23 protein-coding genes and 1 tRNA gene are annotated in these 22,942 nt (G+C 65.4%); 6 read left to right on the top strand and 18 right to left on the bottom strand.

Features of this window, described 5'->3' with window-relative positions; translation table 11 throughout:
- Positions 1 to 3 precede the first annotated feature (3 nt).
- The 5 genes from ACZYVJ_RS21220 to ACZYVJ_RS21200 all read right to left on the bottom strand — a co-directional run bounded on the left by ACZYVJ_RS21220 (position 4) and on the right by ACZYVJ_RS21200 (position 4,500).
- Positions 4 to 1,098, bottom strand: coding sequence for a 2Fe-2S iron-sulfur cluster-binding protein (locus ACZYVJ_RS21220; protein WP_463833175.1), 1,095 nt, complete (start codon positions 1,096 to 1,098; stop codon positions 4 to 6).
- A 93-nt stretch (positions 1,099 to 1,191) separates the two neighbouring features.
- On the bottom strand, positions 1,192 to 1,644 hold the full coding sequence (locus ACZYVJ_RS21215; RefSeq protein WP_463833174.1) for a MarR family winged helix-turn-helix transcriptional regulator: 453 nt from the start codon (positions 1,642 to 1,644) through the stop codon (positions 1,192 to 1,194).
- A gap of 11 nt (positions 1,645 to 1,655) precedes the next feature.
- A complete protein-coding gene (locus tag ACZYVJ_RS21210) occupies positions 1,656 to 2,903 on the bottom strand; it encodes a metal-dependent hydrolase family protein (RefSeq protein WP_463833173.1) in 1,248 nt (415 codons plus the stop codon).
- Positions 2,900 to 3,235, bottom strand: a complete 336-nt coding sequence (locus tag ACZYVJ_RS21205) for a hypothetical protein (RefSeq protein WP_463833172.1) — start codon at positions 3,233 to 3,235, stop codon at positions 2,900 to 2,902. The genes ACZYVJ_RS21210 and ACZYVJ_RS21205 overlap by 4 nt, the downstream gene beginning before the upstream one ends.
- Positions 3,232 to 4,500 (bottom strand): aromatic ring-hydroxylating oxygenase subunit alpha, encoded by a 1,269-nt coding sequence (locus ACZYVJ_RS21200; RefSeq protein ID WP_463833171.1) that lies wholly within the window; start codon positions 4,498 to 4,500, stop codon positions 3,232 to 3,234. Before ACZYVJ_RS21200 ends, ACZYVJ_RS21205 begins: the two co-directional genes overlap by 4 nt.
- 185 nt (positions 4,501 to 4,685) lie before the next feature.
- On the opposite strand from ACZYVJ_RS21200, the gene ACZYVJ_RS21195 reads away from it, so the two are divergent.
- Positions 4,686 to 6,089, top strand: coding sequence for an aldehyde dehydrogenase (locus ACZYVJ_RS21195; protein WP_463833170.1), 1,404 nt, complete (start codon positions 4,686 to 4,688; stop codon positions 6,087 to 6,089).
- A 4-nt stretch (positions 6,090 to 6,093) separates the two neighbouring features.
- Here the strand turns inward: ACZYVJ_RS21195 and ACZYVJ_RS21190 are convergent, their stop codons facing one another.
- From ACZYVJ_RS21190 to pgm, 9 genes are all read right to left on the bottom strand, one after another.
- Positions 6,094 to 6,288: a long chain fatty acid-CoA synthetase Faa4p gene (locus tag ACZYVJ_RS21190; protein WP_463833804.1), complete on the bottom strand. Its 195-nt coding sequence runs from the start codon at positions 6,286 to 6,288 to the stop codon at positions 6,094 to 6,096.
- Positions 6,289 to 6,929: 641 nt separating this feature from the next.
- On the bottom strand, positions 6,930 to 9,194 hold the full coding sequence (locus tag ACZYVJ_RS21185) for a hypothetical protein (protein WP_463833169.1): 2,265 nt from the start codon (positions 9,192 to 9,194) through the stop codon (positions 6,930 to 6,932).
- A gap of 48 nt (positions 9,195 to 9,242) precedes the next feature.
- Entirely contained in the window at positions 9,243 to 10,457 is a 1,215-nt protein-coding gene (locus ACZYVJ_RS21180) for an NAD(P)/FAD-dependent oxidoreductase (protein WP_463833168.1), read from the bottom strand.
- 5 nt (positions 10,458 to 10,462) lie between these two features.
- Positions 10,463 to 10,651, bottom strand: coding sequence for a ferredoxin (locus tag ACZYVJ_RS21175; RefSeq protein ID WP_463833167.1), 189 nt, complete (start codon positions 10,649 to 10,651; stop codon positions 10,463 to 10,465).
- Positions 10,648 to 11,562, bottom strand: a complete 915-nt coding sequence (locus ACZYVJ_RS21170; protein WP_463833166.1) for a metal-dependent hydrolase — start codon at positions 11,560 to 11,562, stop codon at positions 10,648 to 10,650. The genes ACZYVJ_RS21175 and ACZYVJ_RS21170 overlap by 4 nt, the downstream gene beginning before the upstream one ends.
- Positions 11,563 to 12,124: 562 nt before the next feature.
- On the bottom strand, positions 12,125 to 12,988 hold the full coding sequence (gene mmaA2 / locus ACZYVJ_RS21165; protein WP_463833165.1) for a cyclopropane mycolic acid synthase MmaA2: 864 nt from the start codon (positions 12,986 to 12,988) through the stop codon (positions 12,125 to 12,127).
- A gap of 202 nt (positions 12,989 to 13,190) precedes the next feature.
- Positions 13,191 to 13,266 (bottom strand) — tRNA-Ala (locus ACZYVJ_RS21160).
- A 56-nt stretch (positions 13,267 to 13,322) separates the two neighbouring features.
- Entirely contained in the window at positions 13,323 to 14,531 is a 1,209-nt protein-coding gene (locus tag ACZYVJ_RS21155) for an MFS transporter (RefSeq protein WP_463833803.1), read from the bottom strand.
- A 53-nt stretch (positions 14,532 to 14,584) separates the two neighbouring features.
- On the bottom strand, positions 14,585 to 16,216 hold the full coding sequence (gene pgm / locus ACZYVJ_RS21150; protein ID WP_463833164.1) for a phosphoglucomutase (alpha-D-glucose-1,6-bisphosphate-dependent): 1,632 nt from the start codon (positions 16,214 to 16,216) through the stop codon (positions 14,585 to 14,587).
- A gap of 101 nt (positions 16,217 to 16,317) precedes the next feature.
- On the opposite strand from pgm, the gene crcB (ACZYVJ_RS21145) reads away from it, so the two are divergent.
- Positions 16,318 to 16,716: a fluoride efflux transporter CrcB gene (crcB, locus tag ACZYVJ_RS21145; protein ID WP_459967168.1), complete on the top strand. Its 399-nt coding sequence runs from the start codon at positions 16,318 to 16,320 to the stop codon at positions 16,714 to 16,716.
- Positions 16,713 to 17,096: a fluoride efflux transporter CrcB gene (gene crcB / locus ACZYVJ_RS21140; protein ID WP_463833163.1), complete on the top strand. Its 384-nt coding sequence runs from the start codon at positions 16,713 to 16,715 to the stop codon at positions 17,094 to 17,096. Before crcB (ACZYVJ_RS21145) ends, crcB (ACZYVJ_RS21140) begins: the two co-directional genes overlap by 4 nt.
- 8 nt (positions 17,097 to 17,104) lie before the next feature.
- Here crcB (ACZYVJ_RS21140) and ACZYVJ_RS21135 read toward each other — a convergent pair whose 3' ends face one another.
- The 3 genes from ACZYVJ_RS21135 to ACZYVJ_RS21125 all read right to left on the bottom strand — a co-directional run bounded on the left by ACZYVJ_RS21135 (position 17,105) and on the right by ACZYVJ_RS21125 (position 19,175).
- Positions 17,105 to 17,731, bottom strand: coding sequence for a GNAT family N-acetyltransferase (locus tag ACZYVJ_RS21135; protein ID WP_463833162.1), 627 nt, complete (start codon positions 17,729 to 17,731; stop codon positions 17,105 to 17,107).
- 42 nt (positions 17,732 to 17,773) lie between these two features.
- Positions 17,774 to 18,130 (bottom strand): DUF488 domain-containing protein, encoded by a 357-nt coding sequence (locus ACZYVJ_RS21130; RefSeq protein ID WP_463833161.1) that lies wholly within the window; start codon positions 18,128 to 18,130, stop codon positions 17,774 to 17,776.
- A gap of 124 nt (positions 18,131 to 18,254) precedes the next feature.
- On the bottom strand, positions 18,255 to 19,175 hold the full coding sequence (locus ACZYVJ_RS21125) for an HpcH/HpaI aldolase/citrate lyase family protein (RefSeq protein WP_463833160.1): 921 nt from the start codon (positions 19,173 to 19,175) through the stop codon (positions 18,255 to 18,257).
- Between the two features lie 327 nt (positions 19,176 to 19,502).
- Here ACZYVJ_RS21125 and ACZYVJ_RS21120 point away from each other — a divergent pair, with 327 nt between their 5' ends.
- From ACZYVJ_RS21120 to ACZYVJ_RS21110, 3 genes are all read left to right on the top strand, one after another.
- Complete coding sequence (locus tag ACZYVJ_RS21120) at positions 19,503 to 19,784, top strand: WGxxGxxG family protein (RefSeq protein ID WP_463833159.1); 282 nt, start codon at positions 19,503 to 19,505, stop codon at positions 19,782 to 19,784.
- Positions 19,785 to 20,032: 248 nt separating this feature from the next.
- Positions 20,033 to 20,602, top strand: coding sequence for a hemerythrin domain-containing protein (locus ACZYVJ_RS21115; RefSeq protein ID WP_463833158.1), 570 nt, complete (start codon positions 20,033 to 20,035; stop codon positions 20,600 to 20,602).
- 29 nt (positions 20,603 to 20,631) lie between these two features.
- Positions 20,632 to 22,107, top strand: coding sequence for a protein adenylyltransferase SelO (locus tag ACZYVJ_RS21110; protein WP_463833157.1), 1,476 nt, complete (start codon positions 20,632 to 20,634; stop codon positions 22,105 to 22,107).
- Positions 22,108 to 22,109: 2 nt separating this feature from the next.
- Here the strand turns inward: ACZYVJ_RS21110 and ACZYVJ_RS21105 are convergent, their stop codons facing one another.
- A complete protein-coding gene (locus ACZYVJ_RS21105) occupies positions 22,110 to 22,937 on the bottom strand; it encodes an LLM class F420-dependent oxidoreductase (protein ID WP_463833156.1) in 828 nt (275 codons plus the stop codon).
- Between the last annotated feature and the right edge of the window lie 5 nt (positions 22,938 to 22,942).

The raw sequence follows: 22,942 nt of genomic DNA, 5'->3' as shown, positions 1-22,942 counted from the left end.
CGCTCACTCGTAGACCACCCGCACCGTGGCACTGGTGGGCAGGGCCTGACACGTCAACACCCAGCCCTGTTCCACCTCATCCGCCTCGAGCGCGTCGTTGTTGATCATCCGGGCGCTGCCCTGCGTCAGGCGCGCCATACACGTTCCGCACGAACCGATCTCACACGAGGACGGGGCCCGCAGGCCGGCCATCCGGGCCGTCTGCAGCAACGTGTTGCCCGGATCGTAGGACGCCGTGGTCGTGACCCCGTCCAGCACGATGGTGACCTCGTCGGTCGCCACTTCGGTGTCCGGCGGCGCCGCCGCGGCGATGTCGTTCACGTCGAAGTGCTCCACGTGCAGGCGATCGGCCGGCACACCCGACGCCGACAGGGCGGCTCGCACGGTCTCCATGAATTCGTTGGGCCCGCAGATGTAAACGTCGGCGTCGCCGGCGTCGCGGACGAACGCCTCGACGTCCGCCGGGGTGACGAAGCCGCTGTTGTCGTCGAGATGGTGGTGCAGGACGAAGCGATCGGCGTGCCGCGCGTTGAGCGCCGCCAACGCCCCGTCGAAGATCACCGCGTCACGGCTTCGGTTGGCGTAGAACAGTCGCGCGGTGCGCTTGCCCGACACCAGCGCGGTGCGCAGCAGCGAAAAGACCGGCGTGATACCGCTTCCGCCGGCGAAGGCGATCAGCTCTCGATCGCTGTCGTGCAGCACGAAGCGACCCTGCGGCGGCAGGGCGGGCAGCTGGTCGCCGGGCGCGGCCCTGTCGTTGAGCCAATTCGACACCAGGCCGTCGCGGTCGCGCTTGACGGTGATCCGCAGGTCCTCGCCCAGAGCGGGTGAGGACGACATCGAGTAGCACCGCCGGTACTCGCTGCCGTCGACGCTGACCAGCAGCGTCAGGAACTGTCCGGCCTGGTAGCCGAACTGTTCCACGCTTCCCGGCGGGACATCGAGAACGATCGACACGGCGTCGCTGGTTTCGGGGATCACGCGCTTGATCCGCAGTGGCACAAAGCCATCCGGCAGGGCAGCGAGGTCGAGACCGCCCGATCCGGCCTCGGCCACCGCCGCCGAACCGACGTCCGCAGTCACGCGCTTTTCACCCATCCCGGTCAGAGTATCAACTACTTGCGATTGGTCTCAAGTACTAGATACAGGCGCCGCACGTCGATGCCAGCGGTCACGCCGCCAGGGGTGGCGTCAGCCGTCGACGTGATCGTTGAAAAGCTCATGGCCAGTACCCTTTTCGACCACGCGGCCCAGCAATTCCCGCAAGGTCCGCTGTTCTTGCTCGTTCAGCACGCCGAATACCTCCTGGTGCGCGGCGATCGCGTCGTTGACCACCGTTTCGGCGACCTTGCGGCCCTCCCCGGTCAGGCAGGCCCGCAGGATGCGGGCGTGCTGGGGGTCCTGCTTTCTTTCCACCAGGCCGCGGCGTTCCAGCGCGGTGAGCGCGAGCTGGACACCCTGCGGGCTGATCAGCAGGCGCCGCGCCAATTCCGCGCCGGACAAACCTGGTTCGTTGGCCAATTGGCGCAGCACACCGATCTGGGCGGTGCTCACCCCGTGTTCGCGCATCGCCTCGTTGATGGTGGTCAGCGAGTAGTAGAAGGCCTGCTTGAGCAGCCACAGGATGTTGTCGGTGAGTTCCATGCCCGCCTCCATCACGCCGCGGGGGTCTTGTAGATCTGCCCGTTCTTCATGACGAAGCGAACGTCGAGGGTCGCGGCGATGTCGTCGAACGGGTCTCCAGGGACCGCAATGATGTCAGCCAGATAGCCGGGTGCCAGCCTGCCCAATTCGTCGTCCGCCTCGATCAGCTCGGCGGCCACCACGGTCGCCGCCCGGATCGCTTGCGCGGGAGTCATGCCCCGTTTTACCAGCGCGCCCAGTTCCTTGGCATTGTCGCCGTGTGGAATGGCCGGCGCATCGGTGCCGCACGCGATCCGCACGCCGGCGTCAATCGCCTTGGGCAGCATCGACTTTGCCCGGGGGAACACCTCGAGCGCCTTCTTGCGCAGCTCCGGTGCGATGCGATCGATGGCCATGGCGTCGGTCAGATACGTGGTCGAGACCAGGAACGTACCGTGATCGACCATCATCTGGATGGTCTCGTCACTGGCCAGGAAGCCGTGTTCGATGCAGTCGATCCCGGCGCGAATACACGCTTGAATTGCGCTGTCGCCCACGGCGTGCGCGGCCACCCGGACGCCGGCGCGGTGGGCCTCGTCGGCGATGGCGGCGAACTCGGCATCGGAGTACTGCTGGGCGCCGGGCGCGGTGCTGTGCGACATCACCCCGCCCGAGGCGGACACCTTGATCAGCTTGGCGCCGTGCCGAATCTGGTAACGCACACAGGCGATCACGTCGGGCACCCCGTTGGCGATGCCTTCGGCGATCGAGAGCGGCATGATCCCGGGAGCCAGCCGCTGGAAGACCGTCGGGTCCAGATGCCCGCCGTACGGGGTGACGGCGTGGCCGGCGGGATAGACGCGCGGCCCGATGTGCCAGCCCTGGTCGATGGCGCGCTGCAGCGCCACGTCGAGAAGATACCCGCCGGTCTTGACCATCAGCCCGAGGTTGCGCACCGTGGTGAATCCGGCCTCCAGGGTGGTGCGCGCGTTGACGGCTCCGCGCAGCGTGCGATACGCGGGGTCATCCTGCACGCCATGCATAGGCGCCGGCAGGCCCTCGGGGCCGCCCGGTCCGCCGATGAGCAGGTTGAGTTCCATGTCCATCAGGCCCGGGAGCAGCGTCACGTCCCCGAGATCGATGACGGTGGCCGAATCCGGAAGCGGCTCTTGGGGATTGATCGCGGTGATGCGTTCGCCGTCGATCACCACCTCCGCAGGCGTGCGGATCTGGCCGGTCACGACGTCGGCCCACCGCGCCGCCCGCAGCACCGAGGTCATGGAACGGGCTCGGACACGCAGTCCAGCGTCGAAGCACCCGAGTCGGGGACGCGCGGCTGTTTCCAGCACTCCACCGGGAACGAGACCATGATCATGGAATAGAGCAGGTGCATCAGATTCTGGACGTCGTCGGGCAGGTCGTCGAGAGAGAACTTGTCGCAGAAGGACAATGCCTCTTCGGCACGCGGCGTGATCGCGTCGTAAAAGGCCTTCATTTCCGTCATGGAGCTGGCCAGCCTCTTAGCGTAGCGTTCGGGTTCGCTGGGCAGACACCACTGCGCGAACCGTTCGAGGTCGGCGAACTCGGCGGGCAGCATCGGCATCGTGTTCACACTCCTGCCGTGGAGGTTCGGCGGTAGTCATCGATCCAGGCGGCGGCCTCCTTGTGTAGGTGACGGATCAGGACCTCCTGGTCGCAGAGCAAGAACTCGTCGATCACCTGGGATTCGAGCATCGACTGCGTCGCCTCCAGCGTGTTCGCGTCCTGCAGCCCGTATTCCTTGAACGACACCGCCGCCAGTTCCTGGGCCACCCGCTCGCGCGGGGTGCGCGGCGCCGGGAAATACAGCGTGCCCTCGAAAAGGTGGCTGTTGTACGACGTCGGCCAGTAGTGATAGGTCAGATACCAGCCCTGGCCCCAGAACAGGATGACGAAGTTGGGGAACAGCTGGAACGAGTCCAGGCCCCACGGATCGCATTTCGCGGGGTTGAGCCCGGCGGGCATCGGCCCCAGATCCGGCTTGTCCCATGGCCCGAACAGCCCGCTCTGGCAGATGTCCTCCATCGGCTTGCGCATCTCGTCGGCCAGTTCCCAGGCCCGCACCCCGGAGGTGCTGACCAGCCGGTGCGGCCCGTCCAGCCGGTAGTGCGGGGCTTCAAAACCCGCCTGGGCGGCCGCCTTCGAGTACGCCGTCGGCGACTGGTTCGCATGCAGCACGGGTGCGTGATAGAACTCCTGGAACGCATCCATGTAGAGCTTCCAGTTCGCCTTGACTTCCGAGCGGTAGTACCAGCGGGATGTCATCTTCTCGAAGGGGTAGCCCTCCAGCCCGGCGATCATGGGCCCCAAGAACTCTCGCAGCGACTGTTCGGGTTTCTTGGCGAAGTTGACGAAGATGAAGCCCTCCCACACGTCGCAGTGCACCGGCACCAGGCCGTAGCGGCTCTTGTCGAGGTTGAAGAACTCCTCCTCCTGCTGCACAAACGTGAGGTTGCCATCCAGGTCGTAGCGCCAGGCGTGGTATTTGCAGGTGAACTGCCGGCACACGCCGCGCGTCTCTTCCTGCGGCATGTCGTTCCACACCAGCTTGTTGCCGCGGTGCCGGCACACGTTGTGGTAGGCCTTGATGTCACCGGATGTCGTGCGCACCAGGATGATCGAGGTGTTGACGACCTTCAGCTCCCGAGTAAGGTAGCTGCCCTTGCGCGGAAGTTGTTCAACGCGACCGACATTGAGCCAGGCTCGTTTGAAGATGGCCTCGCGTTCCAGCTCGTAGATCTCGGGGCTGATGGAGTCCTCGTACGACACCGGGTCGGTGCCCAACTCCGGGTAGTGCTCGGTCCAGCTGCCCTCCCGCGGTTTGGGGAATCGAGCCATGATCGCTCCTTATGCAGTCCAACGTGGGGAAACCCTGTGTGCCCAGCTGCTCACTTCAGCACTGCCCGCGCGAAACAACCACCTGCGCACCGGTTTCACCGATCCCTGAGAGCTCCGTCACGGCCGACGGTATATCCTCGACCCATCAATAGCAAGTAGTTGATATTGAGGCCCGGGAGGCGCGGATGGACCCCAAAGTCGTGCAAGTCATCTCACCACATACCGAGGAACCCATCGCCGAGGTCGACGCGGCCGGACCCGACGACGTCGACGCCGCGGTCGCCGCCGCCCGCGTGGCCCTGACCTCGTCGCCCTGGGCCCACAGCGAGCCGTCGGAACGGGTCGCGGCCATCCGGCGCCTGGCCGACATCTACGACCGACGCCGCCCCGAGATGGTCGACACCATCACCGCCGAGATCGGCGCCCCGACCAGCTTCGCCCAGCGCGCCCAGGTCGGCCTGCCCGCATTCATGATCCGCGCGTTCTGCGACCTGGCCGAGCGACACCAGTGGCAGGAGACCAGGCAGGGGTTCTTCGGCAGCGACGTCCTGGTCCGCAAGGAGCCCGTCGGCGTCGTCGCGGCGATCGTGCCCTGGAACATGCCCCAGTTCCTGATCGTCACCAAACTGGTGCCGGCGCTGCTGGCCGGCTGCACCGTCGTGCTCAAGCCGGCGCCCGAAAGCCCTTTGGACGCGCTGCTTTTGGCCGAGATGATCGATGAGGCCGGCCTGCCACCCGGCGTGGTCAGCGTGCTCCCTGGCGACGCCGGGCTTGGCGCCTACCTCGTTGCCCACCGTGGGGTCGACAAGGTGTCCTTCACCGGCTCCACCGCAGCAGGCCGTGCCGTCGCCGCGGCCTGTGCCGCCAACCTCACCAAGGTCAGCCTCGAACTCGGCGGGAAGTCGGCAGCTCTGGTTCTCGACGACGCGGCGCCGGACAAGGTCGCCACCGGAGTTCGATCGGCCAGTCTGTCCAACAGCGGGCAGATCTGCAATGCGCTGACGCGCGTGCTGGTGCCCCAAGCGCGCCATGACGAATACGTCGATGCGCTCGCCACCGAGATGAGCGGCCTTCGCGTCGGCGATCCCAGCGACCCCGAGACCCAGCTCGGTCCCCTGGTGTCTCGACGCCAACAGCAGCGCGTTCGCGACTACATCCGGGTCGGCCAGGACGAAGGGGCCCGACTGATCGTCGGCGGCGCCGACATGCCCGACGGGCTCGAGCGCGGCTGGTACGTCCAACCCACCCTGTTCGCGGCGGCCGACAACGGCATGCGCATCGCACGCGAAGAGATCTTCGGACCCGTCATCACCGTCATCCCTTACCGCGACGAGGAGCAGGCAGTCGAGATCGCCAACGATTCCGACTACGGACTGGCCGGATCGGTGTGGGGCAACGACACCGACCGGGCGCTGGCACTGGCCACGCGGATCCGCACCGGAACACTCGGCATCAATCAGGGCTACACGATGGATCCGTTCGCGCCCTTCGGCGGCGTCAAAGCGAGCGGTTACGGCCGAGAGCTCGGGCCCGAAGGGCTCGACAGTTACCTGGAGACGAAATCGATCGCGATCGCGCCGGGCGGCTGAGTAACTAGCCGGTCTCGCTGGCGACGTAGACGGCGACGTACCCGATCGGGATGCCGGTCCAGGTCGCGATGCATTCGCGTGCCGCCAGCTCGACGGTGGCCCGGCTGCTGGCGCGGGTAGCCCTGCCGATCTCGGGGACCCGGATCATCCATCCGTCCGCGTCGCGAATGATCTCGACGTCGAAGCACTGGCCGACCATCGGACACGTCACGCGGGGAGCTACCCGCTTACGGCGGGCGCTGCGCAACGATTGACGGCGCAGCAGAGTGGGCTGAACAGACATGGCTGCTTTCCTGAGTCGCGAACGAACCGCGGGCAAGACTAATCGGCATCGAGGCGAAAACCTAATCGGCGGTCTCGGCCGGATAACGGCGAACCGTCTCTCACCGCAGGTGATGTCTCGCTACCCGCCGCGGGGCTCGAATTCCTTGTCGCGCCGCGCCTCCCGATGATGGCGCGGCCCGAGGGGGCTCGGGTGAATCTCGCGTGGCTCGAAGCGATTTCGGCCGTTGAATTCGGGGGACAGACGGCGTGAGCGGGACGCTTCACAAACCCACCGATGCGTCATTCGCAGTGCCGATCCCGGAGCCGATAGGGCAAGTGACCGTTATCGAACGTTAGCCGAAGTGGGCGGGGAACTTGGCCTGCGTCGCTCAATTCGAGGGCATGGCGCGCCACGTCCTCCGGTTCAGCAGCGAAACGCCTATCGCCGATATTATGTGACGTAGGCCACATATGATGTGGGCATGTTGCGGGCGTCACACCTAAGGAGATTTCATGGTTGGCGTGGATCGTCCTCGTAAGACCGTCATCGCGCCCCGTTCCGGCGCGGCGGTCAACTCACACCGTCTGCTCGTCGCCTTCCTGACCGTCACCGTGTTTATCTGCGCGATCGTGGGCGTCATCGCCGCCGCGCTGATGGGACAAACCACCGCCGCGCTCCTCATCGCGCTGGTGGCCGGCGGATGGTTCTCGGCCGCCGCCTTCTGCTGACAAGCATCGCGGCAGCCGGCGTAGTGCGTCGGGATCGTTGTGCACCCGCAGGCGGCGGCGTCCGTCCTCCTCGGTGTCAACGCCGACGGGTAACTCCTCGCCCCGCGCGGTGGCGGGATCAACGAGAAGCTGCAGTTCGTTGGAGTCGACGAACAACACGGCATCATCTTCCGACAGCCGCCACGGGTGGCCATCGCTCGGCCACCGGCCACCGACGACCCGAATGCCGTCGTCATCACCCTCCTCGCCTGCGTCCGCATCGGCCGTGACGCAATCAATCCACAACTTCATCGGCACCGGACGGAAGTACACCGCAAGGCGTTGGCGGTTGAGGTTCAGGTGGATCGGCATCCCGATCGGAGGAAGCGATGTGCCCTCGGGTTGGTCGTTCAGCGATTTCTTGACCTGACGAGAACCGATGCCGGTGCCGAACCAGTCGACGGTCAGGACTGTGGTGATGTACTGCGCGATCGCCAGGGTCAACAATCCGCCCGCCCCGGCGGCTCCCACCCCCGCAGCCCCCGCGACCCAGGTCACCGGCAGCGCAAGCAGACCGACGACGGCCGCCGCACCTGCAGCCGTGGCCACTTTGCCGGCGGCCGTCAGGCTGAAGTCCGCATTCACGTCCGGCTCGCAGTTCTGCGCGGGGCGCACCCCCACGGTTCGCGGTAGCCGATCGAATCGTTCGCTCACCCGCTTGACTTCCGCCTCGTATTCCGCGGTGCTGAGGTGACCGGCACGCTTCTTCTGACCGGCCAGGCTCAGCGTCTGTTCGAGAAGTTCGATGCTGTCTACGTCCTCTCGCAGCAGCTCTTTTCCCTTCGGGTCGCGCGGGATCCCGCCGAGGCCCATTTCGTACGTCACCTTGAAGGTGGCCTTGAAATCGTAGAGCTTGGTATCGGCGCTCACCGTGCCGTCGACGACCAGTCGGCCGTCCTCGGTTCGCGGCACGATATCGGCGTCGAGAGCGTCGAGGTTGCGGTCCTGGCCGCCGATGCTGATGGTCTTCGGACCCGCTAACGCGCACGGTGCATCGGGGTCGAAGTCACTCTCGTCGAGATCGAAACTGCTCATCACGGTGTCGCGGACCTGACGCAGAATACTCCAGCCGGTGACGGCCAAAGCTGCTCTCTCACGAGGGTTTTCGGCGAGGACTGATGCGGGTAATTCCTCACCGGGTGGCAATTCGCGCAGTGTCTGCAGCTGCACCACCATGGACTCCTCGGTGGCCTCGCCGATGTCGAAGCGCTGCACGACGGCGTCGAGTTCCTTGACCGTGCTGTCGTCTTGGGCCTCAGGATCGACGTCCACCGGCGACGGCAGTAACGCCTGAATCCCGTTGTCTCCCATCGTCTCCAGCTGCGGGCGGACCGCATCGGCGATTTGGGCGGCCAGCGAGTCGAGCACCCGGGTTCTGGCTTCCTCGTCGGGCAGGCTGGGGTGCCGCATTTTCTCCAGGTTCACCATCAGTTCTCCGGCGATGCTGTGGGTTATCCAGTACGCCTCGGCATAGTCGAGTTCCCAGCTGAGTCGCGGGTCTTGTCCGGTGAGAACCGTGCTCCCGTCCTCACGCCGCTCGATGTGCGGACCGAACAGCCACCCGACGTGCTGGTCCGGCAGCGGCGTGGCCACCAGTGCGGGAGCGTCCTGGGAGGTGAAGTTCAGTGCGATCGTCTGCTTGCCCGGCTCGATTTGGTGCGGCTCGAGCTGGTCGTGAATTGTCAACCGCCCGAACAGCGGAATCTCGTTGTACGGAATTTCGCGCGACTCCCCCGCACGCGGACCATCCGGGATCGTGATGGTAGCCGGGGGCAACGAGACCAACGGAATGCAGGTAACCGAATCGATAACGATCTTGGAATCGAAAATCACCAGGTCTATTGCGAAGTGCCGCAGCGGGTCCCGACGTTCACCGTCGGCTTCCTCCTGCCACAGCCGCTGATGCGAGTCGCGAATGAACCAGACGCGATCCAGGGTGAGGTCAAGGGTGGCCGTCGCGGAGTAGCCGGCGCCGTCGACGGACTGCGTGTACTTGTCGCCGCTGAACATCTCGACCGTCTGATCCTGCACGCGTTCGCGGTGAATTTCGATGATCGTGTCGGGTCGATGCATGTGGATGCTGTACCCAAAAAGGCGTGTCTCGAGTCAAGTCCGGCTGTGCTAATCCGGTCGGCTCGGCGGGAATTCGGCGCGCTTCTCGATGGCCTCCCGATAGGCATGCACCCGACCCGGGATCGTCCCGAGCACCGCGATGGTGCGACCGCCCCGCCCGTAAGCGCCGATGAACTCCCAGGCGTCCGGATTGCCTTCGATGATCTCGACAGCGTCGTAATCAGTTGGCACTCCGAGCATCTGCAGCTTGACGTCATATTGGTCGGACCAGAAATACGGCACCGCGTCGAAGGCTTCGGCGTGCTCGGGCCCCGCCAGCAGTGTGCGCGCCGCCGCCTCGCCCTGACGCGCCGCATCGTCCCAATGTTCGGTGCGCAGATGGCGCTCGTACAGCGGATGCCACCAGCGCGCCACATCCCCCGCGGCGACCACATTGCCGTCGCCGGTGTTGCCCTCGGCGGCGCCGGTGGCATCGCAGACCACCCCGTCATCCAAATGCAGACCCGAGCCTTCCAGCCAGCCGGTGGCGGGAGTAACACCGAGCCCGACGATGACGACATCGGCTGGGACCTGCGAACCGTCGGTGAGTCGAACTGCTTCCACCCGCCCGTCGCCGACGAATCCGTCGACACCCACGCCGACGCGCAGGTCCACACCATGTTCGCGATGCAGTTTCGCCCAGCACGGCGCCAGCTCCCCACCTAACGCTTGGGCCAGCGGCCCGGCGGCCTTCTCCACGAGCACCACATCCAGGCCCAGCAATCGGCAGGTCGCAGCCACCTCGCTGCCGATAAATCCGCCCCCGACCACCACAACACGAGGACGCGAACCGAGTCGCTTTCGAATCGCCAAGCAGTCTTCGACCGTCCGCAGCAGGTGCATCCCGTCTAAAGTCGGTCCCGGCCATTCGCGCGGTTCAGCGCCGCTGGCGATGACAAGCCCGTCGAAGCCCAAGGACAGGTTCTGGCCTTCGTCGCGGACCTGGACCGTACGTGCGGACATGTCGAGGCTGACCGCGGAGGCTCCTCTGAGCACCCGCGCATCCATGTCGAACTGCGGCGCCATGTCCACGCCGGCCCGGTGCACCTGACCGCTGAGCAGCTTCTTTGACAGCGGTGGCCGATGGTAGGGAGCCTGCCGTTCGGCACCCACGATGGTGAGGGCACCGTCGTAGCCGTCCTGTCGCAGCGACTCCGCCGCCCGCGTTCCTGCCACGCCGGCACCAACCACGACAACTTGCTGTAACTGACGATTCGCGGGCATTCGCATCAATCCTCCACCACAATCGCCCGGGTGGGGCAGGACACTTCGGCGGCCTTCAACGGTCCGCGTAGCTCTCGCGGCGGCTGCTCGTCGAGCAGATGCAGTCCGTCTTCTCGTACGTCAAAAACCTCGCGGCACAGGCTCATACACACACCGTTGCCGTCGCAGGTATCGAGATCGACTGAGACTTTCATCGGACTGCGGCCTTCCGATCTTGCTGAGCTCGTTCGCGGGCGGCCTTGGCAGCGGGCGAGTTCTTGATGTACTCAACCGCCATCTCCGTGACCGCTTCGGGGCCCGGATGATGATGGGGCCGCATATACCTGGCGGGTTGCGTCACCATGAGCTGCCAGGGGCCGGGCAACTTGTACTCGCGTGCCGCGCGCAGCCAATCGCGCCAGCGCCACTTCTGGTCGATGGTCGGGTCGTGAGCCATGAGGTATTTCGCTCCGGCAATCCACCACCCGTAAAACAGCGGGGTGGTCATCAACATCGAGAAGGCTCTGATGAAGTAGTTGCCGCACACGTGCTGGTAGACGTCGAACACCAGTGAGCGGTGTTCAACCTCCTCGGCCCCGTGCCAGCGCAGCAGATCCAGCATCATCGGGTCGGTGCCGACGTAATCCAGACCGCGGTTCTGCAGCACCCATTGGCCCAGCATCGCGGTGTAATGTTCCAGCGCTGCCACGTCGGCCAGACGCCGATACAACCACCAGCGCTTCAACGCCGGCGGGAACCACTTGGGCGGATCACCCAGCGCCACCGACAGCATTTTCCGGAGCCGCGAGGTGTAGGGCTTGGTGTCGATGCCTTGTTCGGCCAGATGGTCCAGCACCACCTGGTGCGCCCAGGCATGCCAGGACTCCTGCTGGATAAAGGGTTTGATCGCCGCCTCCAGCTCCGGGTCGTCGACCAATGACGACGCTTCCAGCACTGCCTTGATGAAGTGCCGCTCGCCCTCGGGTAGTAGCAGGTGCAAGACGTTCATCATGTGTGTTGAAAACGGGTCGTCGGGCACCCAGTGCAGTGGCGTCTCGGACCAGTCGAATCGGACCATCCGGCGATAACGGGGGTGTCCTTCGTGGTGAAGTTGGATCTCGGGCATCAGAAGCTCCTCCCGCCGACCGACCGTTGCTCAATCGGCCGATCCTTTCTCCTTCGAAAGAAACGAGGCGACCTGTGACCGAACCGGAATGCAGGCGCCGTTTCACTGCGAACAACCGTTCACTCGAGCGCGTACCCGCGCGGCTCGCCGGTCATGCGTGCCGGCGGTACCAGAAAGCTGAGAATTCGCTGCTGGGCTTGTGAACGCGCGAGACCATGCGCGGCCCTCACGCCCGAATACTGATGGAAACCCTCAAGAGGATCTGAACTGACCTGCGGTTTCTCGGTGGAGCTAAGGGGACTCGAACCCAGGCACGGCTGTTGCCTCTGCGGATTCGGCGCTTGACATCGAGCAGCGACACAGCATGCCACTGCCGCCTGATCGAACGGCTCAGCACGTCGTGCGCGACGACGAGCGCATCCAGGGGCCACTGTGATCCCCGGCGTGACCACCTGCCTGGGCAATTCTTAAAGGGAAACGACACGGTATGAGGGAAACCCATGATCATGACCTTGGCGCGATCTAGCCCGGCCAGCTCACACAGTTCGGCCCCGGGCAATCCCTACTTCTCTAAGGTGAACTGGTTGACGTCGATGTAGCCGACCCGGAACAGCTTGGCGCAGCCGGTTAGGTACTTGATATAGCGCTCGTACACCTCGTCGGACTGAATCTCGATGGCCTCGTCCTTATGCGCCTCTAGGGCCTCGGCCCAAAGATCGAGGGTCCTGGCGTAATGAGGTTGCAGCGACTGGCGACGGGTCAGCGTGAAACCCGCCTTCGCCGAGTGCTCCTCCACCATCTCGATCGTCGGCGTCGCGCCGCCCGGGAAGATCTCGGTCAAGATGAACTTGAAGAACCCGACGAGCTCGGCTGTAATCGGCAAGCCGCGATCGAACATTTGCTGTCCCGTCAAGCTGCTGATGGTGTGCAGCAGCATCACGCCGTCAGTGGGCAGGATCTTGTCGGCCAGCGAGAAGAAGTCGTCATACCGGTCAGGGCCGAAGTGCTCAAACGCACCGATCGACACGATGCGGTCGATGGGCTCGCCGAACTGTTCCCAGCCGTTCAGTAACACCCGCTTGCTGCGGGGGCTGTCGATCTCGTCGAACAACCTCTGTACATGGGCGGTCTGGTTTTTCGACAACGTCAGGCCGACGACGTTCACGTCGTACTTTTCGATGGCCCGCCGCATGGTGGCACCCCAGCCGCAGCCGACGTCGAGCAGTGTCATGCCCGGCTGCAGGCCCAGCTTGCCCAGCGCCAGGTCGATCTTGGCGACCTGGGCCTCTTCCAGCGTCATGTCGTCGCGCTCGAAGTATGCGCAACTGTAGGTCTGGGTCGGGTCCAGAAACAGACGGAAGAAGTCATCAGAGAGGTCGTAGTGCGCCTGCACATCCGCGAAGTGCGGCGTCAGCTTGTTGGCCATAATCTTGTGCCCTTCTGGGCCCAGGAGGACTGCCCCATCGCCGAGGTTACGCCGAAGCACACCCCAGCGGGGGCCATATGACGGAAGGCAGCTCACGCCGCCGAATTGACGCCATGCGGCGCATTACTAGCCCCGAATCTTGACGGCTAGATTGACGTGACTTCAGCGTCACATCAGCTTGAGGCTGTGACCTGCAGTTTCTTGGTGGAGCTAAGGGGACTCGAACCCCTGACCCCCACACTGCCAGTGTGGTGCGCTACCAGCTGCGCCATAGCCCCAAGAAGTCGTGCCCATCGAAGTTACACCACCGGTAACTGAGCTTCAAAGTTGCTGCTCATACCGGCTCGACGTCCGACTCGGACGCCATCAGATCTGCCTCCAGATCCATAGCCATTCGGGTCTCCGGCGCCACCACCCAGCCGACGGCGGCGATCAGCAGCACGATCCCGCTGATGACGAAGCCCCACGTGTAGCTGAACTGCTCGGCGGTCCACCCGACGGCCATCGACCCGACGATGGCACCCAGGTCCGACATCATCTGCACCGTCGCCACCGGAAGGCCCGCGCGCGCCTCATTGCCCAGGATGTCGGCGACGGCGGCCTGCAACGGTGACATATAGATCCCCGTCATCGCTCCGGCCACGCCGGCCGCCACCATGAACACCGGCAGCGATGACACAAAGCCCAGCCAAACGGTCGCCAGCCCGGACGTCACCAGCCCGATGATCAACAAGGTGCGCCGCCCCATCCGGTCCGATAGGTAGCCGCTGGGGATGACCGCCAGCGCATTCCCGCCCGCGAACGCCGCGAGAACCACGCCGATGATGCCGATGCCCCGGCCCATGACGTCGGAGATGAACAGCGGGACCAGGGCGACGCGCAGCCCGAACGCCGACCAGCCCGTCGCGAAATTGGACAGCAACGCCGACCGGTACGCGCGCACCCGCAGCGCCTCGCGCAGCGTCACCGTGGATCGGGACGGTGGCGGCGGTGCGGCCAGCGCCGAATTCCGCAGGCCGTAGAAGAGCACCACCGCGACACCCAGCATGGCGACGCCGTAGACGACGAATGGTGCGGTCAGCCCCCATCCCGCCGCCAGGCCGCCGACCGCCGGACCGCCGACCGCACCCACCATGAACGAGGTGGTGAACAGCCCGGCGATTCGCCCGCGCGCGTCGGGAGGGCTGATGTGGATCATCAGACCCAGCGCCGAGACATAGAACATCGTGGACCCGATGCCGCTGAAGACCCGGCAAAGCATTAACTGCCAGTAAGCCTGGGAAAACGCACACGCGGCGGTCGACACCGCCACGATCAGCAAACCACCGATATAGATCCGCCGCTCACCCAACCGTTCGGTGAGCAGGCCACTGATCGGTGCGAAACACAACCGGCTCAACGAAAAGACGGTGACCAAGAATGTCACCGCCTTGATGCTGACCCCGAAGGAACGTGCAAAGGTCGGCAGCGCCGGTGAGATCACCCCGTAGCCCAAGGCGATCATGATATTCGCCCAGCTCAGAATCCAGACTTCGCGCGGCAGCCGGACAGAACGCGACGCCCGCCCCCCCGAGCGGGCACGACGGAGGGAAAAGGTCACCCAATGACTTTATTAACCACCTCGCGCGCGGTTTCCTGCACCTGGCCCAAATGCTCAGGCCCAATGAAGGATTCAGCATAAATCTTGTACACGTCTTCGGTTCCCGACGGCCGCGCAGCAAACCACGCATTGGCCGTCGTCACCTTCAATCCGCCCAATGGTGCGCCATTGCCCGGCGCCGCGGTCAGCTTCGCGGTGATCGGCTCCCCCGCCAATTCCGTCGCGGTCACCTGGTCGGCGGAGAGCTTCGACAGCCGGGTCTTCTGGTCGCGGTCGGCGGGCGCGTCGACCCGCGAATAGAACGGCGTGCCGTACTCGGCGGTCAGCCGCTGATAGCGCTGCGACGGACTCGACCCGGTGACCGCGAGAATCTCCGAGGCCAGCAGCGCCAGGATGATGCCGTCCTTGTCGGTGGTCCACACCGAGCCGTCCCGCCGCAGGAACGACGCCCCGGCCGACTCCTCGCCACCGAAGCCGATGGTGCCGCCGATCAGCCCGTCGACGAACCACTTGAATCCGACCGGCACCTCGATCAGTTTGCGGCCGATGCCGGCGACCACCCGGTCGATCATCGACGAACTGACGGCGGTCTTGCCGACGGCGATGCCGCCCGGCCACGACGGCCGCCGGGTATAGAGGTATTCGATGGCCACCGCGAGATAGTGGTTCGGATTGAGCAGACCCTCGTCGGGCGTGACGATCCCGTGCCGGTCGGAGTCGGCATCGTTGCCGGTGGCGATCTGATAGCGATCGCGGTTAGCGATGAGCCCCGCCATCGCGTCCGGGGAACTGCAATCCATCCGGATCTTGCCGTCGTGGTCGAGGGTCATGAACCGCCAGGTCGCGTCGACCAGCGGATTAACCACGGTTAAGTCCAGGCGATGCCGCTGGGCGATCTCGGCCCAATAGTCCACGCTGGCCCCGCCCAGCGGGTCGGCGCCGATGCGCACCCCGGCCGCGCGGATGGCGTCGATGTCGACGACGTTGGGCAGGTCGTCGACGTAGTTGCCCAGGTAATCGTGGCGTTGCACGGTTCGCAGCGCCCGGGCCAGCGGAATGCGCTTGACCCCAGTCCCGTCGCGCAGGATCTCATTGGCGCGCTTGGCAATCGCGTTGGTGGCGTCGGTGTCGGCCGGGCCGCCGTTGGGTGGGTTGTATTTGAAGCCGCCGTCCGACGGCGGGTTGTGCGACGGTGTGACGACGATTCCGTCGGCCAGCGCCTCGGTGCGGCCTCGGTTGTAGGTGAGGATGGCGTGGCTTACCGCCGGGGTGGGCGTGTACCGATCGCGGGAATCGATCATCGCGACGACGTCGTTGGCGGCGAGCACCTCCATTGCCGACACCCAGGCCGGCTCGGAAAGCCCATGCGTGTCCCGGCCGATGAACAACGGACCCGTCACGCCGTGTGCGGCGCGATACTCGACGATCGCCTGGGTGATCGCCAAGATGTGCGCCTCGTTGAACGCGCCATTGAGCGCCGACCCGCGATGGCCCGACGTGCCGAAGGCGACCTGTTGAGCGACGTCATCGGGGTCGGGCGCAGTCGAGTAATACGCCGTCACCAGGTGGGGCAGATCGACGAGGTCTTCGGGCTGGGCCGGCTGACCGGCGCGAGGGTTGGCCACCATGGTTATCAATTCTGCCCGTGTCCGCGTCCCCCGGGCTGCGCTGGTCTGGACTTCGGCCATACGCTGCGTAGCGCACCGGCAAACGAAGGGAACCGACGCCAGTGGCTCAACGGGACTATCGCGAGTTGGCCGCGGTGTTCGCCGGTGGTGCGCTGGGCTCCCTGGCCCGTGCCGCGCTGAGCACCCTCGCCGGCGGCGATCCGGCGAGCTGGCCGTGGCCCACGTTCACGGTCAACATCGTCGGGGCGTTCCTGGTGGGCTACTTCACCACCCGGCTGCTGGAGCGGTTGCCGACGTCGAGCTATCGGCGGCCGCTTCTCGGCACCGGATTGTGCGGCGGTTTAACCACTTTCTCGACGATGCAGGTCGAGACGCTGAGGATGATCGAACACGGCCACTGGGGCCTGGCCGTCGGCTACACCGTCACCAGCATCGTGCTCGGACTGCTGGCGGTGCACCTTGCCACCAAGTTGGTGCGCCGGGTCCGGGTGCGCCGATGACCGCGGCGACGGTGACGACGGCTCTGGTCTGGGTCGGCGTCGTGTTCATTGGTGGTATCGGGTCCGTGCTGCGTTTCGTCGTCGACCGCACGTTGGCGCGCCGGCTCTCCCGGCCGTTTCCGTTCGGCACGCTTGCCGTGAACATCAGCGGTGCAGCACTTTTGGGCTTCCTCGGCGGCCTGGCGTTGAACAAGGACGCGGCCCTGCTGGCCGGCACCGCCTTCGTCGGTGCCTACACCACGTTCTCCACCTGGATGCTGGAAACGCAGCGGCTCGGCGAGGAACGCCAACTCCGCGCGGCGCTGGCCAACATCGTCGTGAGCGTCTTGCTCGGTGAGGCGGCGGCCTTCATCGGACAGCAGCTGGCACAGCAGCTTTGATGGGCTGTTCAGGTGTCGCACTGACGGGGGACGTCTTCGGGGGTGCGGGGCAGCGCGTATAGCGCCATCCGCCGATTCGACATGTCGTGCTCGCCGAGAAACGCGCAGCCGCTGCGCTCACAGAACTTGCGTGCCAACGCATTGCGGTGATCGGGATCGAACATGATGCGGCGACACAACGGATCGAGGGTGAAGGTGCTGACCACCAGATAGGGCAGCAGGTAACTGACGTGCCCGCGTTCGATGTAGTCCAGATCGGCGACCGCGACGTGCAGACCCAAGTCGTGGGGGTCATGCTCATACCGCCTGGCGATGGAATCCTTTGCTGCCCTGTATATTTCGATATAGGCCCGGTCGATTCCGTCCAGCGCGGCGACGAGCGGACGAGAAAACTCGCCCTCCAGTTGCGCCTTCATGTAGCGATGCCACCGCGCCACCGGCCAGTTGGACTCCCAAGCCTCGGCCAGATGCGGCCGGCTCATCCACTCCGCGATCGTCTCGGCGTCGTCGTCCGGGTCGGCGACACGCAGACCGTACGGCGCGGGCAATTCCGGGATGGGCGGTGGCGGGACGCTGCGGATCGCCTCGGGAAGGTCGGTCAGTTCCCGCGGGAGGATCGGGTCCGGGTTGGTCATATCAACGGGACGAGCCTACGACGTTGCTGGTTCGAACGCGGTTCAGTGAGGTTTGAGCAGCTTGGCCAGGACGGCCGCCTGGCTGATGTCCAGGTCGCGGGTCGCCGTCACCAGCGTGACGGAACCGCGCTTGGCGAGCGTGCGCAGCTCGTCCAGGGCGCTGCTGTCGCGCAGTTCGCGCTCGTAGCGTGCCGCGAATTCGTCGAACCGGTCCGAATCGTGCTGGTACCACTCGCGGAGGTCCTTCGACGGGGCGACGTCCTTGCACCAGATGCCCACGCGCGGATCGTCTTTGCGTACCCCTCGCGGCCAGACGCGGTCGACCAGCACACGCTGGCCCTCGTCGGGGCTGACGTCGTCGTAGACCCGCGCCACCCGGATCCGGCCCTTGGCGCTCACCCTGCCAGCGTAGCGGCGCGTTGGTCGGTGGTGCCGCCATCCACACTCACGATCACCAGCGAGGTGGACCTGCGCGTCGGAGTCTTACTCGCTCGACATGCCGCCCACGTCCCTTTGCCACGGCTCAGTAGTGATAGGTATCCGACGGCGCGGGCGAGTGATCGCGCTCTTCCTCGTCGATGTCCAACGCCTCGATGCCGTACGCGCGGGCCAGCTCCAGGATCTTGGTGGCCCGGGCGATGCGGGGCAGATCGGAGCCGTTGCGGATTTCTCCCCCGTCCCGTTCGAACTCGGCGAAAAACTCTTTCGCCCAAGAGATTTCGTCCTGCGACGGTGATAGCCCCTCGTTGACGACGGCACATTGATCCGGCGTCAGGCAGATCTTGCCGGTCATCCCGAACTGGGTGGACACCGCGGTGGCCTCGATCAGTTTCAGCGGATTGGACCCGATGGTCGGCCCGTCGATCGCGCTGGGCAGGTCGGCGGCTTTGGAGGCGATGGTGAACCGTGATCGCGTGTAGGCCAGGGTGGCCGGGTCGTCCCCGAAGCCGGTGTCACGGCGGAAGTCGCCGATGCCGAAGGCGAGCCGGAAGGTGCCCTTGGTCGCGGCGATCTCGGTGATGCGTTCCAGGCCCCGGGCCGTTTCCACCAGGGCCACGATCGGCACATCGGGCAGTCGCTTCGCGGTCTCGGTCACGTGGTCGACCGATTCGACCATCGCCAGCATCACCCCGCCGACCGGGGTGGTGGCCAGGGCGGCCAGGTCTTCGGCCCACCAGGGGGTGCCGAAGCCGTTGATGCGGACCCAGTCGACGTTGCCGGCAGCCAGCCAGCCCACCACGTTGTCGCGGGCGACGTTCTTGTCCTTGGGCGCGACCGCATCCTCGATGTCGAAAACGACGATGTCAGCGCGCGAGTTCACCGCTGATTGGAAGCGGTCGGCATGCGTACCGTTGACCAGGAGCCAACTCCGGGCGAGGACCGGGTCGATGCGAGAACCTATGTCTTCGGGCTCGGCGGCGGTGCTGTTGACCTGTTCGTACATGTCCGCTGATCTGTCGCCTTCTCGTGGTTGCGGTCCTGGGCTCCTTTACCGTAGCCCGACCGGGTGGGAACTCACGCCGGACGGCCGTGTCACCTTTCGCTTCTGCCCGGAAACCCGCCGGAGCCGGGCCTCGCCCGGGGCATCCAGCAAACGAAACGGGCCCGCTCGACGCGTTTCCACCGTGGCTAGCCGGGGTAGAACACCCTTCACCACGTTACGACCGTCGGTCGTGCGTCGGATCCTGCGGAGGCTAGAGCAACCTGGTCCCGAACTGCGTCTCGGTCACCCGTCTCTGGGCTCGACCGAGAAAACCCACAAGGAGTAGATATGCGTAGGGCCATAGCAATCGTTTCAGCCAGCGGGGCATTGTTGTTCGGTGGGGCCGGTGTCGCAAACGCCGCCAGTCCGAGTGCGCCCGCACCGTCGTCCACCACCACGACATTGGCGGACAACAGCAACAACAGCAGTGACCACCACAGCGACAACAACGGGCTGTGGGGCCTCGTTGGCCTCTTGGGCCTGGGCGGACTTGCCGGACTGATGCGCCGGAAGGACCACGTCGCCGGCACCGGCGTCGGACCCGCCGCCACCCGGGACCCCCGCGTTTAAAACCCGTTGCACTAGCCCCAAGATCCCCGTCAGTTACGACGCAGCTGACGGGGATCTTGCTGGGTGCTCGACGCTGCTACACAAACACCTTGTGCCGCAGTGGATTCTGATTTGTTGCCTCGGGGCTCAGAGCGTCGCGCGGAGCGCAGCGTCCGTTTGACCACTTGTGCAGCGGGTATGCCTCGTTCAAGCCGTACACAGCCCAATGTGCGTCTCCCACTTCCCCCCAATCACAGGAGGTATCGGCGATGGCAGACCTCATCATCGAGTCGCCCGACGAAGTCGTCGCGTTTCTGAAAGCGCAGCACAACCTCATCGAGGACATGTTCGACCAGGTGCTGCACGCTACAGATCCCAAGGCGCGCGAGGAGCCGTTCACAACGTTGCGCCAGCTGCTGGCCGTCCACGAAACGGCCGAGGAAATGGTGGTGCATCCGCGCGTGCGGCGCGAGGACGATGCTGCCGGCGACGCCATCGTCGACGCGCGTCTCAAAGAGGAGCATGAAGCCAAGGAACTGCTGTCGGCGATCGAAAAGCTCGACATCACCTCCGACGAGTTCATCGCTGAGCTCACCAAATTGCGCGAAGCGGTGCTTGAGCACGCGCGGCAGGAGGAGGACGAGGAATTCCCCGTCTTGAATCGCAAGGTAGATGCTAACGACCTCAAGCGAATGGGGGCGGCGGTACGCGCCGCTGAGGCGATCGCTCCGACGCGCCCGCACCCCGGCGTGGAATCGGCGAAGCTGAACTTCGCGCTCGGGCCGTTCGCGTCGATGCTCGACCGCGCCCGCGACCTCATCGGCAAAGCACTCGGATAGCGCCTTCGGGTTTCCGTAGGCTCGATGAGATGAGCGTTGCCCCGGATACCACCGTTGCTCTCCAAGATCGGTTCTTCCGCGAATTACCGGAGATGGCGGTCCGCTGGCAGGCGGAGACGTTCCCCGAGTTGCAGCTGCTCGCGCTCAACGAGCCGCTGGCCGAGTCGCTGGGCCTCGACGCCGCCTGGCTGCGCGGCCCTGACGGGCTGCGCTTCCTGGTCGGCAACTCGGTGCCCGACGGGGCCACCCCGGTGGCCCAGGCCTACGCCGGTCACCAGTTCGGCGGTTTCGTTCCGCGGTTGGGCGACGGGCGTGCGCTGCTGCTCGGCGAACTCACCGACTGCGACGGGCGGCTGCGGGACATCCACCTCAAGGGTTCCGGTGCCACGCCGTTCGCCCGCGGCGGCGACGGCCTGGCCGCGGTGGGGCCGATGCTGCGTGAATACATCGTCAGCGAGGCGATGCACGCGCTGGGCGTGCCGACGACGCGCTCGCTGGCGGTGGTGGGCACCGGACGGCCGGTCCATCGCGAGGAAACACTGCCGGGCGCAGTGCTCACCCGCGTGGCCAGCAGTCATCTGCGGGTGGGCAGCTTCCAGTTCGCCGCGGCCACCGGGAACGAGGACCTGCTGCGCCGCCTCGCCGACCACGCGATCGCCCGTCACCACCCCGGTGCCGCCGAGGCGGACAACCCGTACCTGGCCCTGTTCGAAGCGGTGGTTGCCGTCCAGGCGTCGCTGATCGCGCAATGGATGCTGATCGGATTCGTCCACGGCGTGATGAACACCGACAACACCACCATCTCGGGTGAAACGATCGACTACGGGCCGTGCGCCTTCATGGAGGCCTACGACCCCGACACCGTCTTCAGTTCGATCGACTTCTGGGGACGCTATGCCTACGGCAACCAACCGGTCGTGGCCGGATGGAACCTCGCCCGCTTCGCCGAGACGCTTCTTCCATTGCTCGCGGAGAACACCGAGGAGGCCATCGCGCTCGCGGAACAGTCGTTCGGTGTTTTCCAGACCCGCTACGACGCCGTGTGGGGCTCCGGGATGCGCGCCAAACTCGGCCTACCCGACGGCGTCCACGCCGAACTCGCCACGGTGCTGGTCGAGGAACTGCTTCTGCTGCTCAAGCAGAACCACGTCGACTACACCTCGTTCTTCCGCGGGCTCAGCCAGGCGGCGCGTGGAGATGCCAAATCCGATGCCGAACCCGTGCGCGGATTGTTCTCCGACCTCGCCGGCTTTGACGCCTGGCTGACGCGTTGGCGGGCACTGGGTCCCGACGCCAACACGATGGATCGCACCAACCCGATCTACATTCCGCGCAACCATCTCGTCGAGGAGGCGCTTATCGCCGCGACGGCCGGCGAGCTCGGCCCACTGCAGCAATTGCTCGCCGCAGCGACAGACCCCTATACGGAACGGCCCGGCCTGGAGCGCTACGCCGCACCCGCCCCCGAGGACTTCGGCAAATATCAAACCTTCTGCGGCACTTGACCTTAGGACACCTTGGCGAGCTCGGCCCGCAACTCATCGAGGCGTTGTAGTGTCTCATCGCGAGGCTCGGTCGGCAGATCCACCAAAAGGTGCTGCACTCCCAGTTCGCGATAAGCCTCGAGTTCTTTCGCCGTCGGCTTGCCGCCATGAAAGTGGATCACCGGCACGTCCTTGCCCGCCACATCACGCAATTGCTCGAGTGGAGAAGACAATTCCCCTGCCGATCCCGTCATCGACAGCCAGCCCGCGTTCAGCCGGGCGATGCGCTTGAAGCCCGCCGGTCCGCCGCCGAGGTAAAGCGGCGGATAGGGTTTCTGGACCGGCTTGGGCCAACTGTAGATCGGGTCGAAGTTCACGAATTCGCCGTGATACTCCGCTTTTTCCTGAGTCCAGATCTCGATCATCGCGTCAAGCCGCTCGTCGACGACGCGCCCGCGGACCGAGGGATTCACGCCGTGGTTGGCGATCTCCTCACGCAGCCATCCGATACCCACGCCGAATCGGAAACGCCCCTGCGACACCAGGTCCAGCGACGCCACCTCCTTGGCCGTGTGGATCGGATCTCGCTGGGGCACCAGGGCGATCCCGGTGCCCAGGACGAGCCGCTCGGTGGCGACCGCCGCGGCGGTCAGCGCCACAAACGGATCCAGCGTGCGGTAGTACTTCGGCGGAATTGGACCGCCACTCGGATACGGGGTCTTCGCGTCGACCGGGATGTGCGAGTGCTCGGCGATAAAGAGCGATTCAAAACCGCGCTGCTCGAGCGCCTCCCCCAACTCCACGGGACCAACGCCGTCGTCGGTAACAAATGTCAGCACACCGAAACCCATGACGC

Source organism: Mycobacterium sp. IDUB_3 (genome assembly GCF_055419585.1).
Note: the sequence above shows the minus strand (reverse complement) of the source record. Positions and strands in the feature narration are given on the sequence as shown.

Excerpts from the sequence above, each read along its gene's own strand:
- ACZYVJ_RS21220 (WP_463833175.1), bottom strand. The coding sequence starts at position 1,098 with ATGGGTGAAAAGCGCGTGACTGCGGACGTCGGTTCGGCGGCGGTGGCC.
- ACZYVJ_RS21215 (WP_463833174.1), bottom strand. The coding sequence starts at position 1,644 with ATGGAACTCACCGACAACATCCTGTGGCTGCTCAAGCAGGCCTTCTAC.
- ACZYVJ_RS21210 (WP_463833173.1), bottom strand. The coding sequence starts at position 2,903 with ATGACCTCGGTGCTGCGGGCGGCGCGGTGGGCCGACGTCGTGACCGGC.
- ACZYVJ_RS21200 (WP_463833171.1), bottom strand. The coding sequence starts at position 4,500 with ATGGCTCGATTCCCCAAACCGCGGGAGGGCAGCTGGACCGAGCACTAC.
- ACZYVJ_RS21195 (WP_463833170.1), top strand. The coding sequence starts at position 4,686 with ATGGACCCCAAAGTCGTGCAAGTCATCTCACCACATACCGAGGAACCC.
- ACZYVJ_RS21190 (WP_463833804.1), bottom strand. The coding sequence starts at position 6,288 with ATGGTCGGCCAGTGCTTCGACGTCGAGATCATTCGCGACGCGGACGGA.
- ACZYVJ_RS21185 (WP_463833169.1), bottom strand. The coding sequence starts at position 9,194 with ATGCATCGACCCGACACGATCATCGAAATTCACCGCGAACGCGTGCAG.
- ACZYVJ_RS21180 (WP_463833168.1), bottom strand. The coding sequence starts at position 10,457 with ATGCCCGCGAATCGTCAGTTACAGCAAGTTGTCGTGGTTGGTGCCGGC.
- ACZYVJ_RS21175 (WP_463833167.1), bottom strand. The coding sequence starts at position 10,651 with ATGAAAGTCTCAGTCGATCTCGATACCTGCGACGGCAACGGTGTGTGT.
- ACZYVJ_RS21170 (WP_463833166.1), bottom strand. The coding sequence starts at position 11,562 with ATGCCCGAGATCCAACTTCACCACGAAGGACACCCCCGTTATCGCCGG.
- mmaA2 (WP_463833165.1), bottom strand. The coding sequence starts at position 12,988 with ATGGCCAACAAGCTGACGCCGCACTTCGCGGATGTGCAGGCGCACTAC.
- pgm (WP_463833164.1), bottom strand. The coding sequence starts at position 16,216 with ATGGTGGCCAACCCTCGCGCCGGTCAGCCGGCCCAGCCCGAAGACCTC.
- crcB (WP_463833163.1), top strand. The coding sequence starts at position 16,713 with ATGACCGCGGCGACGGTGACGACGGCTCTGGTCTGGGTCGGCGTCGTG.
- ACZYVJ_RS21135 (WP_463833162.1), bottom strand. The coding sequence starts at position 17,731 with ATGACCAACCCGGACCCGATCCTCCCGCGGGAACTGACCGACCTTCCC.
- ACZYVJ_RS21125 (WP_463833160.1), bottom strand. The coding sequence starts at position 19,175 with ATGTACGAACAGGTCAACAGCACCGCCGCCGAGCCCGAAGACATAGGT.
- ACZYVJ_RS21120 (WP_463833159.1), top strand. The coding sequence starts at position 19,503 with ATGCGTAGGGCCATAGCAATCGTTTCAGCCAGCGGGGCATTGTTGTTC.
- ACZYVJ_RS21115 (WP_463833158.1), top strand. The coding sequence starts at position 20,033 with ATGGCAGACCTCATCATCGAGTCGCCCGACGAAGTCGTCGCGTTTCTG.
- ACZYVJ_RS21110 (WP_463833157.1), top strand. The coding sequence starts at position 20,632 with ATGAGCGTTGCCCCGGATACCACCGTTGCTCTCCAAGATCGGTTCTTC.
- ACZYVJ_RS21105 (WP_463833156.1), bottom strand. The coding sequence starts at position 22,937 with ATGGGTTTCGGTGTGCTGACATTTGTTACCGACGACGGCGTTGGTCCC.